At 55.6% G+C, this 17,397-nt stretch carries 15 protein-coding genes, 1 tRNA gene and 1 riboswitch; of the genes, 11 read left to right on the top strand and 5 right to left on the bottom strand.

Features of this window, described 5'->3' with window-relative positions; genetic code table 11:
- Positions 1–34 precede the first annotated feature (34 nt).
- Positions 35–210: riboswitch (cobalamin riboswitch) on the bottom strand.
- Between the two features lie 453 nt (positions 211–663).
- The gene (locus tag AC0TOY_RS23640) at positions 664–1,530 is read left to right on the top strand and encodes an L-threonine kinase (protein WP_473722665.1); all 867 of its coding nucleotides are present in this window, start codon (positions 664–666) and stop codon (positions 1,528–1,530) included.
- On the opposite strand, the gene AC0TOY_RS23635 is transcribed toward AC0TOY_RS23640, so the two are convergent.
- The 3 genes from AC0TOY_RS23635 to cobA are packed head-to-tail and all read right to left on the bottom strand — an operon-like array spanning position 1,522 to position 4,053.
- Positions 1,522–2,169, bottom strand: coding sequence for a precorrin-2 dehydrogenase/sirohydrochlorin ferrochelatase family protein (locus AC0TOY_RS23635; protein ID WP_473722664.1), 648 nt, complete (start codon positions 2,167–2,169; stop codon positions 1,522–1,524). The genes AC0TOY_RS23640 and AC0TOY_RS23635 overlap by 9 nt on opposite strands.
- 4 nt (positions 2,170–2,173) lie before the next feature.
- Positions 2,174–3,244, bottom strand: a complete 1,071-nt coding sequence (gene cobD, locus AC0TOY_RS23630) for a threonine-phosphate decarboxylase CobD (RefSeq protein ID WP_473722663.1) — start codon at positions 3,242–3,244, stop codon at positions 2,174–2,176.
- Positions 3,245–3,282: 38 nt separating this feature from the next.
- A complete protein-coding gene (gene cobA, locus AC0TOY_RS23625; RefSeq protein ID WP_048989926.1) occupies positions 3,283–4,053 on the bottom strand; it encodes a uroporphyrinogen-III C-methyltransferase in 771 nt (256 codons plus the stop codon).
- Between the two features lie 518 nt (positions 4,054–4,571).
- Here cobA and glmS point away from each other — a divergent pair.
- The 10 genes from glmS (at position 4,572) to cobO (ending at position 15,653) form a co-directional block, all read left to right on the top strand.
- Positions 4,572–5,021 (top strand): methylaspartate mutase subunit S, encoded by a 450-nt coding sequence (glmS, locus tag AC0TOY_RS23620; protein WP_024907732.1) that lies wholly within the window; start codon positions 4,572–4,574, stop codon positions 5,019–5,021.
- Positions 5,021–6,409, top strand: a complete 1,389-nt coding sequence (gene glmL, locus AC0TOY_RS23615) for a methylaspartate mutase accessory protein GlmL (protein ID WP_157188878.1) — start codon at positions 5,021–5,023, stop codon at positions 6,407–6,409. The genes glmS and glmL overlap by 1 nt, the downstream gene beginning before the upstream one ends.
- A gap of 18 nt (positions 6,410–6,427) precedes the next feature.
- Positions 6,428–7,873, top strand: a complete 1,446-nt coding sequence (locus AC0TOY_RS23610) for a methylaspartate mutase subunit E (protein ID WP_024907734.1) — start codon at positions 6,428–6,430, stop codon at positions 7,871–7,873.
- On the top strand, positions 7,873–9,114 hold the full coding sequence (locus AC0TOY_RS23605; RefSeq protein ID WP_473722662.1) for a methylaspartate ammonia-lyase: 1,242 nt from the start codon (positions 7,873–7,875) through the stop codon (positions 9,112–9,114). The genes AC0TOY_RS23610 and AC0TOY_RS23605 overlap by 1 nt, the downstream gene beginning before the upstream one ends.
- A 3-nt stretch (positions 9,115–9,117) precedes the next feature.
- On the top strand, positions 9,118–10,488 hold the full coding sequence (locus tag AC0TOY_RS23600; protein WP_048989929.1) for an acyclic terpene utilization AtuA family protein: 1,371 nt from the start codon (positions 9,118–9,120) through the stop codon (positions 10,486–10,488).
- Positions 10,485–10,802, top strand: a complete 318-nt coding sequence (locus tag AC0TOY_RS23595) for a DUF4387 domain-containing protein (protein WP_024907737.1) — start codon at positions 10,485–10,487, stop codon at positions 10,800–10,802. Before AC0TOY_RS23600 ends, AC0TOY_RS23595 begins: the two co-directional genes overlap by 4 nt.
- A 165-nt stretch (positions 10,803–10,967) precedes the next feature.
- Entirely contained in the window at positions 10,968–12,260 is a 1,293-nt protein-coding gene (locus AC0TOY_RS23590) for a dicarboxylate/amino acid:cation symporter (protein ID WP_024907738.1), read from the top strand.
- 54 nt (positions 12,261–12,314) lie between these two features.
- Complete coding sequence (glsA, locus tag AC0TOY_RS23585) at positions 12,315–13,316, top strand: glutaminase A (RefSeq protein WP_024907739.1); 1,002 nt, start codon at positions 12,315–12,317, stop codon at positions 13,314–13,316.
- Between the two features lie 72 nt (positions 13,317–13,388).
- Positions 13,389–15,041: a class I fumarate hydratase gene (locus tag AC0TOY_RS23580; protein WP_473722661.1), complete on the top strand. Its 1,653-nt coding sequence runs from the start codon at positions 13,389–13,391 to the stop codon at positions 15,039–15,041.
- 9 nt (positions 15,042–15,050) lie between these two features.
- Positions 15,051–15,653, top strand: coding sequence for a cob(I)yrinic acid a,c-diamide adenosyltransferase (gene cobO, locus AC0TOY_RS23575; RefSeq protein WP_024907741.1), 603 nt, complete (start codon positions 15,051–15,053; stop codon positions 15,651–15,653).
- Positions 15,654–15,700: 47 nt separating this feature from the next.
- Here the strand turns inward: cobO and AC0TOY_RS23570 are convergent, their stop codons facing one another.
- Entirely contained in the window at positions 15,701–16,606 is a 906-nt protein-coding gene (locus tag AC0TOY_RS23570) for a LysR substrate-binding domain-containing protein (RefSeq protein ID WP_048989940.1), read from the bottom strand.
- Positions 16,607–17,069: 463 nt separating this feature from the next.
- Positions 17,070–17,157, bottom strand: a tRNA-Ser gene (locus tag AC0TOY_RS23565).
- Positions 17,158–17,397: the final 240 nt, after the last annotated feature.

Here is a 17,397-nt window from a genome sequence, read left to right as displayed (position 1 = left end):
GATGCATCAGTACAACCCACTTCCCACCGAAGTTGTTGAACGTTCCCGACAGGCAGGTCTTCTGGCTTAGCGTCCTCCTCGCCCGTCCTTCCCAATCTCGCGATCAGTGGTCATTACGGGGTCGTCAGCATCACAGCAGCGGGGGCTGCGGGGGATTGTCACCCCCTTCCCTGCCACAAATGTGGCAAAACCTGTCGGCTTACATTATGAGAAAGAGTTCGTTCTCAAAACAGCAATGCTATTTGCGGCGCTTCAATTCACCTTAGGCAAATACTTAACCACAAATGAAAACCATGCTGAGTAAAACGTGGCGCCAGAATAATTGACACCTTTCTCAATAACTCAACGTTTTATCACAAAAAATAAAAAGCAAAGATAATCACGCTTAAAATCTCAATATTTATTGTTCTATGACAAGTTATTGCACTACTTGATATTTTTTCATTTTATTGTGATCAAAATTCATCAGGATATTAAAGCCCGGTAAAAACATAATATTGCTGTTCAACGTAAGTCAGTGTGATTTCATTGATGCATTACGCGTTCAGCAGGATCGCAAAATAATATGGAGACTATCCAGGTCGGAATTTGCGGTATATCAAGGTAAGAGGAATATCCTCATGACACTATGCTCCAGAAATTTCTGACCAGTAAGGTGGAAACGTGGCTGTTGCGCAATGCCCCGCGTCGTGCGGTGAGCTTATCCAGGGCTGGATTTTGGGCAGTGAGAAGCTGGTCTCCTGCCCTGTCGAATGGTACAGCACCGTTGAGGTGAGCCACGGCTCACCCCTGGCGGATGAACGCCCGCTGTCGCGCGCGATGGTCGAGCGATTGTTGCAGCACTGGCATTATCCAGCGCAGCTAAGCCAGGATATCCGCATTGACGTGCACTCGACCATCCCGGTTGCCAAAGGGATGGCCAGCAGCACCGCGGATATCGCCGCCACCGCCGTCGCCACCGCCCACCATCTGGGGCGTCAGCTCGACGAAAGCACGCTGGCAACGCTTTGCGTTTCGCTCGAACCCACCGACAGCACCGTGTTTCGCCAGTTGACCCTTTTCGATCATAACGACGCTTCCACGCAGATCGCCTGCCACGCCCAGCCCGCTCTCGACCTGCTCGTTCTGGAAAGTCCGCAAACGCTGCGTACGGCAGATTACCACCGCATCCCGCGTCAGGCGGGGCTACTGGCCGGTGCGCCAGCGCTGGAACGCGCGTGGGAAAAAGTCCAGGAGTCCTGCATAACGCAAAACCCTTATCGGATGGGCGAAGCGGCCACCCTCAGCGCCATCGCCAGCCAGACGCTGTTGCCTAAACCGGATTTTGACGCACTGCTCTCACTGGTGGAGGAGTGCGGTATTTACGGGGTAAACGTGGCGCACAGCGGCAGCGTCGTGGGTCTGATGCTGGACAGAAATAAAGACGATGTCGATTATGTGAAATGGCTGCTGGTAAAAAAACAGCTCACCCGCCACTGGCCTGAACAACACCTGCTGCGGATGGTAAAAGGCGGCGTGACGCTACTCTGACAGCAGCCTGTGCTGAATGAGCCACTCGACCTGCTGTCTGACCTCTTGCTCGTGCTCCTGCGCTAAAGCCTGCTGCAGCGGAGCATGCCGGAAGAACGCGCCCCAAAATGCACGCTTGCGCTCCCGGTCACCGCATGCGCGATTAATCCGTTCACGCAGCGTCCCCGCCAGCCGCACGCTTTCCCGCATGCCCGGAGGAAGGTGGGCGGCGACATGCGCTTTGAGGATCTTGCTGTACACCGGCGCGTTGCCCCCGCAGCTCAGCGCAATAATGACCGGCGAATGGTCGATAATGGCCGGTGAGATAAAGGTGGCAGTCGAAGGATCGTCCGTGACATTGCAAAAGATACGCTCCGCGCTGGCGGCTGCGGCGACCTGACGGTTCACCTGCGGATCGCTGGTCGCGGCAATGACCAGCCAGCACGACTGCAGATACTGCGGCGAAAACGTCGCCGGAAACCACTCGATGTCACCGCTCGCGTGCAGGCTGGCGAGTTCCGGCGTCAGGGTGGGCGCAACCAGATGCAGCATCGCCCCGGCCGCCAGCAGCCCCTTCGCCTTATGCGTCGCCACCTGCCCGCCACCGACGATCAGGCAGCGTTTCCCCTTCAGGTTGCAAAAAATCGGGAAATAGTCCATCGCCTTAGCCTTGTAAAACGTGAGTCAGCGCGGCAATAAACCGGCGGTTCTCCGCCTCGGTACGCACGGCAATCCGGTAGTAGTCGCGATCGAGCCCTGGATAGTTTTCGCAGTGGCGGATAAGAATGTGATGGCCGAGTAGCGCCGCCTTCAGGTCGAAACCCGGACGCAGACAGCGGAAGAAAATAAAGTTGGCCTGCGGCTTCCAGACCGCCAGCGATGAAAAGCGCGCCATCGCCTGCCACAGGAAATCCCGCTCCCGGGCGATAAAGGCGTGGCTGCGAGCAATATAGTCCTCATCCGACAGCAAATGTTGCCCCACAAGCGCCGAGAAGGCATTCACGGACCAGGGCTCACGGGTGCGTTTCAGCTGGTGAATGGTTTGCGTATTGCCGCTCAGCAGATACCCAAGGCGCAGCCCGGGAATAGCAAAAAACTTGGTCAGGGATCGCAGCAGGTAAAGATAGCGTGACTCCGCCAGCCGCGGCGCCAGCGTGGAGCCCTGCGGCAGAAAATCGATGAACGCCTCATCCACAATCAGCGCAATCTGCAGCGATTCGCACAGCGAGGCCAGCCGGTCGAGAAGACCGGCATCAGGCATGAGTCCGGTAGGGTTGTTTGGCGTCGCGATGAACAGGCAATCGGGACTGTGCGCGCGAACGGCGTCCAGTATGGAAACATCCACCTGGAACCCGTTCTGCTCACTCAGCGCATGGTCAATTATCTCGCAACCCTGCTGCTGTAATGCCCGGCGATATTCGGCGAAGCCCGGTACCAGCAGCATCGCCCGGCGAGGGGCAAGCGTTCGCACCAGGCCATAGATCAGCTCCGTTTCGCCATTCCCGGCAATCGTCTGGTCATAGTCGCACCGGCTGGCGCTGGCCAGCGCCTGATGAAGATGGCGGTATTCAACGTCCGGGTACTGCATGATGATATCCAGATGGGACACAATGAGCGACCTGACGCGCTCGGGCAGCCCTAACGGATTGATGTTCGCGCTAAAGTCCACCAGCAGCTCGGGATCGATCCCCAACTGCAGCCCCGTTTCCAGAACGTTACCACCATGCTCACTCATTCGTTTCACTCGTCCATTTCGAAAATGTCAGGATAACATCAGACCACAACCTGATTCAGCGCGATATGTGATGCGGTAAACGCCAGTATCTCCTGCAGGCTGACCACCTCACCAATGACGATAAGCGCCGGGGCATGCAGTTTTTGACGTTCAACCTCGAGATGGATATCGGTCAGCGTACCTTTGGCGATCTGCTGACGAGACTGGCTGGCATACATCACCACCGCCACCGGCGTTTCAGCGGACATGCCTCCCTCGATGAGCTGCTGGCAGATTTCCGTCAGCCGCGTCATTCCCATCAGAACGATCAGCGTTCCGTTGATTTGCGCCAGGGCATGCCAGTTTTGCGGATCGTTCCCCTGGCACATATGACCGGTCACAATATGAAAGCTGGAGGCGTAATGACGGTGCGTGACCGGGATCCCGGCATAGGCCAGTCCGCCAATCGCGGAACTGATCCCCGGCACAATTTCGAACGTCAGGCCGGCTTTCGCCAGCTGCTCGGCCTCTTCGCCCCCGCGGCCAAAAACGTAGGGGTCCCCGCCTTTCAGGCGCACCACCTGGCGCCCTTCCCCGGCATGCTTGACCAGCAGGGCATTGATTTGTTCCTGAGGCACCGGATGATGGCTTGGGGTTTTACCGACATCAATAATCAGACAGCCTGCCGGAGCCTGAGCCAGAAGTTCAGGGTTTACCAGGCGATCGTGAACAATCACCTCCGCATGGCGGATACAGTGCAAACCTTTTACCGTAATCAAAGACGCATCGCCAGGCCCTGCCCCTACAAGCCAAACCTTCCCTTTACTCATCGTTATATCCTCAGATTAAATATTTAAAGACGCAAGAAAGCGGGTAATTAAAATTAGTGCTGAATTATACATCCCCTCCACACGTCAAAAATTTGATGTATTTATCACTCTTTCTTAATTTTACGAATGGCGTTTATGACCAATATCAATAAAACAGTGAATACCGCCTTCCCTCTGCCATTACGACATTATTGCTTTGGACATCATGCTTAAAAAAACATATAAATCGCCTTCAGCAATAAAACAGGCGCGCGATCACAAATATTAAAATGGTTTTGTCAGCGACGTTTACAGATAAATATCAACCCTAAAATAAAGCGCGCACAAGTAACTGATATAAATCATTTTTCAATGCAACATCATTACCATCATCATTTTTGGAAGGATTTTTTGAAAATAGATCAATTGCATCCCTTTCGTCTTCAAAACACACTCCAACACCATTAACAGACCCAATGTACATTAACCGTTTTTAATACCCATTTTATTTTCACTATCAGCCCTACAGAGGATTACCCATGAAGAAATCAACACTTGTTATTGGCGTCATTGGTGCTGACTGCCATGCGGTAGGCAATAAAGTTCTGGATCGTGTTTTTACTTCCCATGATTTTCACGTCATCAATCTTGGTGTGATGGTGAGCCAGGATGAATATATTGATGCGGCCATCGAAACGGGTGCTGATGCTATTGTCGTTTCATCCATCTACGGCCATGGCGACATCGACTGCCTGGGGCTGCGCGAGCGCTGCATCGAACGCGGTATCGGCGACATTCTGCTTTTTGTTGGCGGTAACCTGGTCGTGGGTAAGCACGATTTCGCCGATGTCGAAGCCAAATTCAAAGAGATGGGTTTCAACCGCGTGTTCGCTCCGAGCCACGACCTGGAGGACGTCTGTCAGCTGATGGCGAACGATATACAGCAGCGTCAGCGCGTTGAAGAGCTCTGTCTTGAAGAGGGCTTCTGATGCAAATCGTCTCAGTCGACATTGGTTCGACGTGGACCAAAGCCGCACTCTTCACGCCGGAGGGTGATGCGTTAACGTTGGTCAACCACGTTCTGACCCCGACGACGACCCACCATCTGGCGGAGGGTTTCTTTACCAGCCTGAACCAGGTGCTAAACGTTGCCGATGCGCGACCGTTGCTGAACAGCGGGGACGTTACGCTGAAATACTCGTCGTCGGCAAAAGGCGGGCTCGCCGTTGCCGCAATGGGTCTGGTGCCGTCAATAACCCTGGAATCAGCCAAAGTCACCGCCCATTCAGCGGGTGCCAAAATCGCCCAGTACTACTCGTACAAACTGAACCGTCACGATATCCAGGCGCTGGAGGACTCCCCGCCGGACATTCTGCTGTTCACGGGCGGTACGGACGGCGGCGAAGAGAGCTACGGACTGGCCAATGCCCGCACGCTGGCAGCGTCAACGCTGGACTGCGCCATTATTTACGCCGGAAATCGCGATATTCAGGACGACGTGCAGGCCATTCTTGGCCACAAAGATCTGATCGTGGTCGACAACGTTTTGCCTGACCTCGATCACCCGAATCCGTATGCCGCCCGCAAGGCTATCTGCGATGTCTTTCTCTCCCGCATCGTGAAGGGGAAAGGCCTGGACGTTATCGTCGGGGAAACCGGCGAAGAGCCGATGCCTACGCCGTGGACCGTCTACGAGCTGGTGAAAGCGATAAGCGACATCGACAGCGCGTGGAAAGAATTCATGCTGATCGACATGGGCGGAGCCACCACCGACGTCTATTCCGCCAGCGCTAACATGCTCTCCCCGGATACCGTCCTGCACGGCGTGCCTGAGCCGTTTGTGAAACGCACCGTAGAGGGCGACCTCGGCATGCGCGTCTCGGCGGTGGTGGTTGGCGAAAGTACGCAGGAACTGGTGAACGCGGTGTTCGCCCACCAGCCTCAGCGCAGGGAAGCGTTCTATGGCTATCTGCGCCATCTGGTCGCGCATCCGGACTACCTCCCTGCTACCGAAGAAGAAAAGCATTTCGACACGCTGCTGGCCGGGCTGTGCGTGGGGTACGCCAGCGAGCGCCATGCCGGCACCAAAAAACAGGTCTGTACCTGCGTAGGCAACGTCGATTTGCAGATGGGGCGCGATCTGACCACCGTGCGCAAAGTGGTGGGTTCCGGGGGATGGCTCTCCCGCGCCAGCCAGTTCGATATTCACCGCTGGCTGAAGTACCGCGAGCTGGACGACAGCAGCAGACGCGTTCTTTTACCCGGGCAGTTTGACTATTACCGCGATGCAAAAGGTCTGCTTCCTCTGCTGGCGAACGTCGCCAGGCTGGACCCGCAGGCGGCGGCTCGCACCAGTATTCAATGTTTAACCCTATAAAACCTAAGGCAGCAACGAATGGAACTTCGAAATAAAAAGCTAACCCATGACGAATTCATGACTGAGCGGCAACAGGTCTTGCAGACCTGGCAAACCGGCAAGGACGTTGAGAACTTCGAAGATGGCGTGAAGTACCAGCAAACCATTCCTGAGCAAAAACGCTTTTCTCACGCCCTACTGAAGGCGGACCAGGAAGGTAAAACCCTGAGCCAGCCGCGCGCAGGCGTAGCGCTGATGGATGAACATATCGCCCTGCTCAAAACGCTGCAGGAAGATTGCGATTTGCTGCCCAGTACCATCGATGCCTACACCCGTCTGAATCGCTATGAAGAGGCGGCGGTAGGGATCCAAAAATCCATCGAAGCGGGCACCTCCAAACTTAACGGCTTACCGGTCGTCAACCACGGCGTCGCCGCCTGCCGCCGCATGACTGAAGCGCTGGAGAAACCGATTCAGGTACGTCACGGCACGCCGGATGCGCGCCTGCTGGCGGAGATCGCGATGGCCAGCGGCTTTACCAGCTATGAAGGCGGCGGTATCTCCTACAACATTCCGTACGCCAAGCGCGTCACTCTGGAAAAATCTATCCGCGACTGGCAGTACTGCGACCGCCTGATGGGCCTGTACGAGGAGAACGGCATTCGCATTAACCGTGAACCGTTTGGCCCGCTGACCGGCACCCTGATCCCGCCGTTTGTGTCCCACTCGGTGGCGATTATCGAAGGTCTGCTGGCGCTGGAGCAGGGCGTGAAGTCAATTACCGTCGGCTACGGCCAGGTCGGTAGCCTGACGCAGGATATCGCCGCGATTCAGGCTCTGCGCGAGCTGTCCCACGAATATTTCCATAACCACGGCTTTGACGATTACGAGCTGAGTACCGTCTTCCACCAGTGGATGGGCGGCTTCCCGGAAGATGAGTCGAAAGCGTTTGCCATTATCTCCTGGGGCGCAGCGGTTGCCGGTATGTCCGGGGCGACCAAAGTGATCACCAAGAGCCCGCACGAGGCGTTCGGTATTCCGACCGCCGCCGCAAATGCCCAGGGGCTGAAGGCCTCGCGTCAGATGCTCAACATGGTCAGCGATCAGAAATTCCCGCCGTGCGCCGCCGTCGAGCAGGAAGTCGAGCTCATTAAGAGCGAAGTCCGCGCCGTGCTGAAGAAAGTCTTCGAACTGGGCAACGGCGATGTCGCGCGCGGGACGGTGCTGGCGTTTGAAGCGGGCGTGCTGGACGTACCGTTCGCCCCTGCCTCCTGCAACGCAGGCAAAATTCTGCCGGTGCGTGATAACGCCGGTGCCATTCGCGTGCTGGAAGCCGGTGCGGTTCCGCTGCCGAAAGATATCCTCGCCCTGCATCACGATTACGTCGCCGAGCGCGCGCGTTTTGAAGGCCGTAAGCCCTCATTCCAGATGGTTGTTGATGACATCAACGCGGTATCCCACAGTAAATTAATAGGAAGACCATAATGAAAATTAAGCAGGCCCTTTTCACCGCAGGCTACTCCTCGTTCTATTTCGACGATCAGCAGGCCATCAAAAACGGCGCCGGTCATGACGGGTTTATCTATACCGGCAATCCGGTAACGCCTGGATTTACGTCCGTTCGTCAGGCGGGTGAATGCGTATCCGTACAGCTGATTCTGGAAAGCGGCGCGGTGGCGGTGGGCGATTGTGCAGCGGTGCAATATTCAGGGGCAGGCGGTCGTGATCCGCTGTTCCTGGCTGAACACTTCATTCCGTTCCTCAACGATCACATCAAGCCGCTGCTGGAAGGCCGTGACGTTGACCGGTTCCTGACGAATGCCCGTTTCTTTGACGAACTGCGTATAGACGGCCATCTGCTGCATACCGCCGTACGCTATGGTCTGTCGCAGGCGCTGCTCGACGCGGCGGCACTGGCGACCGGCCGCCTGAAAACGGAAGTCGTGTGTGATGAATGGCAGCTGCCGTGCGTTCCGGAGGCCATTCCGTTATTTGGTCAGAGCGGCGACGACCGCTATATCGCCGTCGACAAGATGATCCTCAAAGGCGTTGACGTACTGCCACACGCGCTTATCAACAACGTGGAAGAGAAGCTGGGCCTGAAAGGGGAAAAACTGCGGGAGTATGTGCGCTGGTTATCCGACCGCATCCTGAGCCTGCGTACCAGCCCGCGCTATCGCCCGACGCTGCACATTGACGTGTACGGCACCATCGGTCTGATTTTCGATATGGATCCGGTACGTTGCGCCGCCTATATCGCCAGCCTCGAAAAAGAGGCCCAGGGCCTGCCGCTGTACATTGAAGGGCCGGTGGATGCGGGTAACAAGCCGGATCAGATCCGCCTGCTGACCGCCATCACCCACGAGCTGATGCGTCTGGGTTCCGGCGTGAAAATCGTTGCCGATGAGTGGTGTAACACCTATCAGGACATTGTGGACTTCACCGATGCGGGCAGCTGCCACATGGTGCAGATTAAAACCCCGGACCTGGGCGGTATTCACAACATCGTTGATGCGGTGCTGTATTGCAACAAGCACGGCATGGAAGCCTATCAGGGCGGTACCTGTAACGAAACGGAAATCAGCGCCCGCACCTGCGTGCACGTGGCCCTCGCCGCTCGCCCGATGCGCATGCTGATCAAACCGGGCATGGGCTTCGATGAAGGTCTTAACATCGTGTTTAACGAAATGAACCGCACCATCGCACTGTTGCAGACTAAGGATTAAAAGATGGCACGTACATTTAAGATCTTATCGCCAACGGCTATCCTGGGCTATGGCTTCCCGGAAGAGAGCTTTCGGAAGGCCATGGAAGCATCGCCGGATCTTATTGCGGTCGACGCAGGCTCTTCCGACCCTGGCCCCCACTACCTGGGGGCAGGTAAGCCTTTCACCGACCGGGCGGGGGTAAAACGCGATCTGCGCTATATGATCGTGGCCGGCGTTAAGCACAACATTCCGGTGGTGATCGGTACCGCCGGTGGGTCCGGCGCCGCGCCTCATCTGGAGTGGTGCCGCCAGATAATCCTTGAGATTGCTCAGGAAGAGAAACTCTCATTCTCCATGGCGCTGATCCCGTCGGATGTCGATAAAGCCACCGTGCATCAGGCGCTGGATGACGGGAAAATCACCGCCCTGGATTTCGTTCCGGAACTGACCCACGAGGCTATCGAAGAGAGCACCTATATCGTAGCGCAGATGGGTATCGAGCCTTTCCAGCGGGCGCTGGCGGCCGGGGCGCAGGTGGTGCTGGGCGGACGGGCGTACGATCCGGCCTGCTTTGCCGCGCTGCCCATCATGCAGGGCTTCGATGAAGGTCTGGCGCTGCACTGCGGTAAGATCCTCGAGTGCGCGGCGATTGCCGCTACGCCGGGGTCCGGCTCCGACTGCGCGATGGGCATCATTGACGATAACGGCTTTACGCTGAAAACGTTTAATCCGAAGCGTAAATTCACCGAAACATCGGCGGCCGCGCACACCCTGTACGAGAAATCTGACCCGTACTTCCTGCCGGGGCCGGGCGGCGTTCTGAACCTGAAAGGGTGCAGCTTCAAAGCGGTCAACGAGGGCGAAGTGTACGTCAGCGGTTCCCGCCACGAAGAAACGCCGTACGCGCTGAAGCTGGAAGGCGCCCGCCGGGTCGGCTTCCGCTGCCTGACCATTGCCGGTACGCGCGATCCGATCATGATTGCCGGGATCGATAATATCCTCGAAGAAGTGCAGGTCAGCGTGAAGCGCAACCTCTCGCTGAATGACGACAGCATCCGCATGACGTTCCACCTGTACGGAAAGAATGGCGTGATGGGCAACCATGAGCCGATGCAGTCCGCCGGGCACGAACTGGGTATTTTGCTGGACGTAGTGGCCCCCACCCAGGATATCGCCAACAGCGTCTGTTCGCTGGTGCGCTCTACCCTGCTGCACTACGGCTATGAAAACCGGATCGCAACAGCGGGCAACCTCGCGTTCCCGTTCTCCCCTTCCGACATTCAGAGCGGCCCGGTGTATGAGTTCTCAATCTACCACCTGATCGAAGCGAGCGACGCGCTGCGTTTTGATTTCCACCTCGAGCAGGTCACGCCAGAAGGAGTTCAGTTATGAAACAGGGTATTTGCTCACTGGCGCAGGTCATTCGTTCTAAAAACGCCGGACCGTATGAGCTGGTTCTGGATATTTTATTTAAAACGCGTGAAGACTATCAGCGGGTAAAAGCCTCGGAGCAATTAACGCCGCAGCTTATTGCCCGTTTATATAACGTTAAGCCTGACTTTATTCATCGCATTATCTGGTTCGATCCGGCCAATGCGGTCAAAATCGTCATGCCTCGCGATATTATCTCCGGCAACGTCGGTGACAATGATGTCTATGGTGCCCAGCAGCATGCACCGTTATTAAGTATCGAGTTTGATCTGTAACACTACAAATACAACAACGTCCATTGGGATATAGATATTTGCTGTATCACTGTATTCCAGATAATTCATGCGGTTGGTCACAACAAACGTGCGTCTGAGCGGTTCATCAGGGCTCAGGCGCACGCGACCCTACACATTAACCAACCTTTATCCGATGGAGTAAACATGAAAAAAATAAGCTTAACGAAAATGATCATATTAGGTTTGATACTCGGCATGATTGCCGGGGTGGTCATTAATAATATGGCATCAGCAGATACAGCAAAAACGTACGCACAGGATATCTCTATTTTCACTACCATATTCTTACGCATGGTGAAAATGATTATCGCCCCGCTGGTCATTTCCACCCTGGTGGTCGGCATAGCCAAAATGGGTGATGCTAAAACGCTTGGCCGTATATTCTCCAAAACCTTTTTCCTCTTTATTTGCGCCTCGCTGCTGTCCATCGCCCTGGGGCTGGTTATCGTCAATATCTTCCAGCCTGGCGCAGGCATTAACTTTGTTCCCCATGACGCCGGGGCCGTTGCGGCCGTTCAGTCCGAGCCGTTCACGCTGAAAGTGTTTATTTCTCACGCGGTACCGACCAGCATCGTTGATGCGATGGCCCGCAACGAGATTCTGCAAATCGTGGTGTTCTCGATTTTCCTCGGCTGCAGCCTGGCAGCCATTGGTGAGAAAGCCGACCCCATCATTAAGGTGCTCGACTCTCTGGTGCATGTGATGCTGAAGCTGACGGGTTACGTCATGCTGTTTGCCCCGCTGACCGTATTTGCCGCGATCTCCGGACTGATTGCCGAACGCGGTCTGGGCGTGATGGTCAGCGCCGGTATTTTCATGGGTGAGTTCTACATGACGCTCGGTCTGCTGTGGGCGATTCTGATTGGCCTGTCCACGATGATTGTCGGTCCGTGCATCAGTCGTCTGACTAAAGCGATTCTCGAACCTGCGCTGCTGGCCTTTACGACCTCAAGTTCAGAAGCGGCTTTCCCGGGCACGCTGAACAAACTGGAAAAATTCGGCGTCTCCTCCAGGATTGCCAGCTTTGTCCTGCCCATCGGCTACTCCTTTAACCTGGTCGGCTCAATGGCCTACTGCTCGTTTGCGACCGTGTTTATCGCCCAGGCGTGCAACATCGAACTGAGCATTGGCGAGCAGATCACTATGCTGCTGATCCTGATGCTGACCTCTAAAGGGATGGCGGGCGTGCCGCGCGCATCGATGGTGGTTATTGCCGCCACGCTCAACCAGTTCAACATTCCGGAAGCGGGTCTGATTCTGCTGATGGGCGTCGATCCGTTCCTCGACATGGGCCGTTCCGCTACCAACGTGATGAGTAACGCAATGGGTGCCGCTATCGTCGGTCGCTGGGAAGGCGAGCACTTCGGCGCCGGCTGCCGCGGCAAGGTTCCGGCCAAAGAAAGCACTGCTTCAGAAACTGAAATCGCCATGTATTGATTACAAAGGCCAACCGTGGTTGGCCTTTCGTCTTCCGATGTACAGGAAAGCCCCATGAAGATAAACATTTTCGGCGTCAGCCTCTTATCCGTCAGCCTGATGTTTAGCGCTGCCACACTGGCGCAAACCGCGCCGGACTATGCGCAGCTGCTTGAACAGGCTCACCAAAAATTCAAAGGTAATCATGAGGGGAAGGTCGCCGACTACATCCCTGCCCTGGCGACCTATAGCCCCGACAATTTCGCCATCACCCTCGCCACGGTCGACGGCAAGATTTACCAGGTTGGCGACGTGAAAAAAGCGTTTCCAATGGAGTCGCTGAGCAAGGTTTTCACCCTGGCGCTGGCGATGGAGCAGCGCGGTCCGCAGGAGGTGCTGGATAAACTCGGCGCCAGTGCGACCGGTCTGCCCTTCAACTCCGGTTTAGCCATTGAGCTGACCAAAGGTGCGCCGGAAAACCCGCTGGTGAATGCGGGGGCGATGAGCACGGTTAGCCTGATTGAGGCGAAAGATAAGACCGACCGCTGGAACACGATCCTCAATAACCTGAACGCGTGGGCCGATGCCTCGCTGACCGTCAACGAGCCGGTGTTCAAATCGGAAATGGAGACCAATCAGCATAACCAGGCGCTGGCGATGCTGATGGCCTCCTACAACAGCTTTTATGGCGATACCCGTGAAGCCGTCGAAATCTACACCCGCCAGTGTTCCGTAGACATCACCGTTGAGCAGCTCGCCAAAATGGGCGCGGTGCTGGCGAACAAGGGCAAATCGCCTTTCAACGGTAAGCAACTGCTGAATGAACGCTACGTGCCGCAGGTTCTGGCGGAAATGGCGATTGCCGGGCTGTACGACGGCAGCGGCAAATGGCTGTACACCGTTGGGATCCCGGCGAAGAGCGGCGTCGGCGGCGGCATGGTTGCCATCGTGCCCGGTCAATACGCCATCGCGGTCTACTCGCCACCGCTGGATGCCGCCGGGAATAGCGTCCGCGCCCAGCAGACGATTGCGTATGTTGCCGGGGCGACGCAGGCCAGCCTCTTTTTAGCCCATTGACTGTGATTTTGTCAGCCGGGCGCGGCAGCTGCGCCAGCGCCCGGCAAAAACAACCACAAAGTGAGAAGTACTATGTCTAAACCATTTGTCTGGCAGGAACTGTTTGTTCAGAGTAACGATACGACGGAATATGAACTCCTCAGCACACAGCACGTTACGGTGACGGAGCTTGAGGGCGAAGAGGTCATTAAGGTGGCGCCTGAGGCATTGACCCTGTTGGCCCAGCAGGCCTTTTATGAAGCCTCATTTTTCCTGCGCGCCGGACATTTAACGCAGATAGCCAGCATCCTGCACGACCCGCAGGCCAGCAGTAACGATAAGTATGTCGCCCTGCAGCTGCTGCGCAACGCCGAAGTGTCGGCAAAAGGCGTCCTGCCAAACTGTCAGGATACCGGCACGGCCACCGTTGTGGCGAGCAAAGGCCAGCACGTCTGGACCGGCGGTGATGATGCCGAAGCGCTGAGCAAAGGGATTTATACCACCTTTAGCGAGTGTAACCTGCGCTACTCGCAAAACGCACCGCTGGACATGTATACCGAGGTTAATACCCAAACCAACCTGCCGGCGCAGATAGACATCAGCGCGACGCCGGGGAGCGAATATCGCTTCCTGTTTGTCAATAAAGGCGGCGGATCGGCTAACAAAGCCGCGCTGTTCCAGGAAACGAAATCGATTCTGCAGCCGGAGAAGCTCACCGCGTTCCTGATCGAGAAGATGAAGTCGCTCGGTACCGCGGCCTGTCCACCGTATCACATTGCCTTTGTGGTCGGCGGCCTCTCTGCCGACCAGGCGCTGAAGGTGGCGAAGCTGGCCTCAACAAAATATTATGACAACCTGCCCACCAGCGGGAACGAGCTGGGCCAGGCGTTCCGCGATACGGCGCTGGAAGCCACGCTGCTCAACGCCAGCCGCGAATTCGGCATCGGTGCCCAGTTTGGCGGCAAGTATTTCGCGCACGATATTCGCGTCATCCGCCTGCCGCGTCACGGCGGCTCCTGCCCTGTCGCCATGGCGCTCTCCTGCTCCGCCGACCGCAATATCAAAGCAAAAATCAACAAGCACGGTATCTGGCTGGAGAAGCTGGAACATAACCCAGGGAAATACATCCCCGACGCCAGCCGTGAGGAATACGACGCCCGAACCGTACAGATCAACCTGAACCGCCCGCTGCGCGAGATCCTGCGCGATATGTCTGCCCTGCCGATCGGCACCCGGCTGTCGTTAAGCGGTCCGATCGTGGTCGCACGCGATATTGTTCACGCAAAAATCAAAGCCCGGCTGGATAACGGCGAGCCGATGCCGGAGTACATGAAAAACCATATCGTCTATTACGCCGGTCCGGCGAAAACACCGGAGAATCAGGCCTGCGGCTCCCTCGGTCCGACCACCGGCGGGCGCATGGACGGCTACGTCGATGCTTTCCAGGCCGCGGGCGGAAGCCTGATCATGCTTTCCAAGGGCAACCGCAGCCAGCAGGTTACCGATGCCTGCCATAAGCACGGCGGCTTCAACCTCGGCAGCATCGGCGGTGCGGCGGCGCTGCTGGCGCAGCAGTATGTGAAAAGCCTGCGCTGCCTTGAGTATCCCGAACAGGGCATGGAGGCGGTATGGATGATGGAGGTCGAGAATCTGCCCGCCTTTGTGCTGGTTGACGACAAAGGGAATAATTTCTTCAGCCAGTTTGAGCAGCAGCATCGCTGTGCATCCTGCCCTGCCGGACATTAAGGAGCCACTATGGAAGCGCGAGCTAACGCAGAAAAACACCGCCAACGACAGCAAAAGCGCAAAGAGCAGGTTGATATCCGCGTGGCGGCGGCAACAGAGAAGAAAGGCATTCTGATCGTCTTCACCGGCAACGGAAAAGGCAAGTCCACCGCCGCCTTCGGTACGGCGACGCGTGCCGTCGGCCACGGTAAAACCGTTGGCGTCGCGCAGTTTATTAAAGGCCAGTGGGATAATGGTGAATACAACACCCTGCATCCGCTCGGCGTCGAGTTTCACATTATGGGCACCGGCTTTACCTGGGAGACACAAAACCGGGAGACGGATATTCAGGCCGCAGCGGCGGTGTGGCAGGAGAGCAAGCGCATGCTGGCTGACCCGAGCTACGACCTGGTGGTTCTGGATGAGCTCACCTATATGCTGGCTTATCACTATCTGGATACTCAGGAGGTGATCGCGGCAGTTGAGAACCGTCCGGTGCAGCAGACTGTGATCGTCACCGGACGCGGCTGTCACTCGCAGTTACTGGCGCTTGCCGACACGGTCAGCGAAATGCGCCCGGTAAAACACGCATTTGACAGCGGTATTCAGGCGCAGGAGGGCATTGACTGGTAAGCGTGTCGGTACCGGATGGCGCGCCGCACTGCCGCCATCCGGTGTTATTACGCGGCCGGCGATACCACTGATTTTTGTAATAGCCACTCGCGGAAGGTTTGTAACGGCAGGGACTGAGCCTTTTCCTCCCGCCACGTCATGATGAAGCGGTTGCCGGTGCGGATAGGAACATCACAGGGGATCACCATCTCGCCGCAGTCCAGGTCATGCTGGATGGCGAAGCGGGGAAGCAGCGCGACCCCAAGATTCGATCGTACTGCGGCAATCAGCATCGAGAGGAGGTCAAAACGCGGGCCAAGATTCACGTCCGGACTGGTGATACCGGACAGCGCAAACCACTCCTGCCAGCCATTGATGCGAGTGCTTTGGTGTAACAGCGGAAACTCACTGAGCAGCTCCTCAACCCCCAGCTTCTGCTCCGCGCTGGGGAGCAAGCTTCGGCTGCAGACCGGCAGGATCTCCTCTTCAAATAAATAATCGACTTCCGACCACGGGGGACAAAAATCGGCACGCATAATAGCTGCATCGTATTCGCGATTTAAAAAATCGCCGATATTGGCCAGCGAGTGAATGTTAACAATAATATCAGGATTTAATTTATTAAACTCCCATAAATTAGGGATCAGCCAATGCGTACTGAAGGTGGGATTTACCGCCAGCTCCACAACCTGAACGGCAGGCTGCCAGGACATTATCATATTTGTATCGCGTTCCAGCTTATTAAGCGTCTCTTTGACGATATTCAAATAATGCTTGCCTGCTGCATTCAGAAAAATCCGCTTTTTGGCATGATTGAATAATGAGGTGTGTAAAAACTCCTCCAGGGCCGTCACCTGTCTGAACACTGCACTCTGCGTTAACGCCAGCTCTTCTGCCGCGCGGGTATAGCTTTCGTGACGCGCCACAACTTCGAACGTCACCAGCAACTCGCTCTTGGGGATTTTTCCTCTCATCATGTCTTCCATTCATGGTGGGTAACAGTAATTTTTTGAAGCGAATAAACCCTGCTTCAGAACGATACCGCCATTATATTTTAGTTATGCTCTGTCGGCAGTGATCCACACCATGATTTAATCAGTTTTGCGCGTCAGGCCAAACTACTTGCAGAAAATGAAATGAAACATGAAAGATTATTAAGAACCTGTTCTCTTTTGTGCCTCGTGTAATGGAGACAGCGTCTTATTATATGAAAAATCATATGGCCATTAAAAACAGGAATAGCATAGGGCTGGACGTTAAAAAATATAAAACAAAACGTTGTGCTAAAAATAGAGCAGGGTTCTGTGTACGTCTTTTGATCAGCGGCGCACCCGCGTGACGGATGCCAGAGCACCGTTCCAGCGCCTCTTCAGCACGCAAGCAGAAACCGGCTCAAAACAAAAAACCCAGATCGCATAACGATCTGGGTTTCGAATTTGGCGGAAGCGTAGAGATTCGAACTCTAGAACCCTTTCGGGTCGCCGGTTTTCAAGACCGGTGCCTTCAACCGCTCGGCCACGCTTCCAAAGTGAGGCGCACTATAAACATCTATTAGCGCCTTGTAAAGCAGGAATTTTTCTATTTTTAGCCACCGGCGTTTGACTGCGCAAAAATCACCCAGACGCTTACCGCGCATCGGTCTCTGCTCCCTTGTACATACCGTTACACAGCAACGCTCATCCTTTTAAATCGCTCTGGTATAGAATGCCACAAAAATAGACGGCCATTTGTTGTGTAATTGTTATAAATCTGAGTACCGACAGAT

This window comes from Enterobacter sp. PL_is379 (assembly GCF_055817355.1).
Note: the sequence above shows the minus strand (reverse complement) of the source record. Positions and strands in the feature narration are given on the sequence as shown.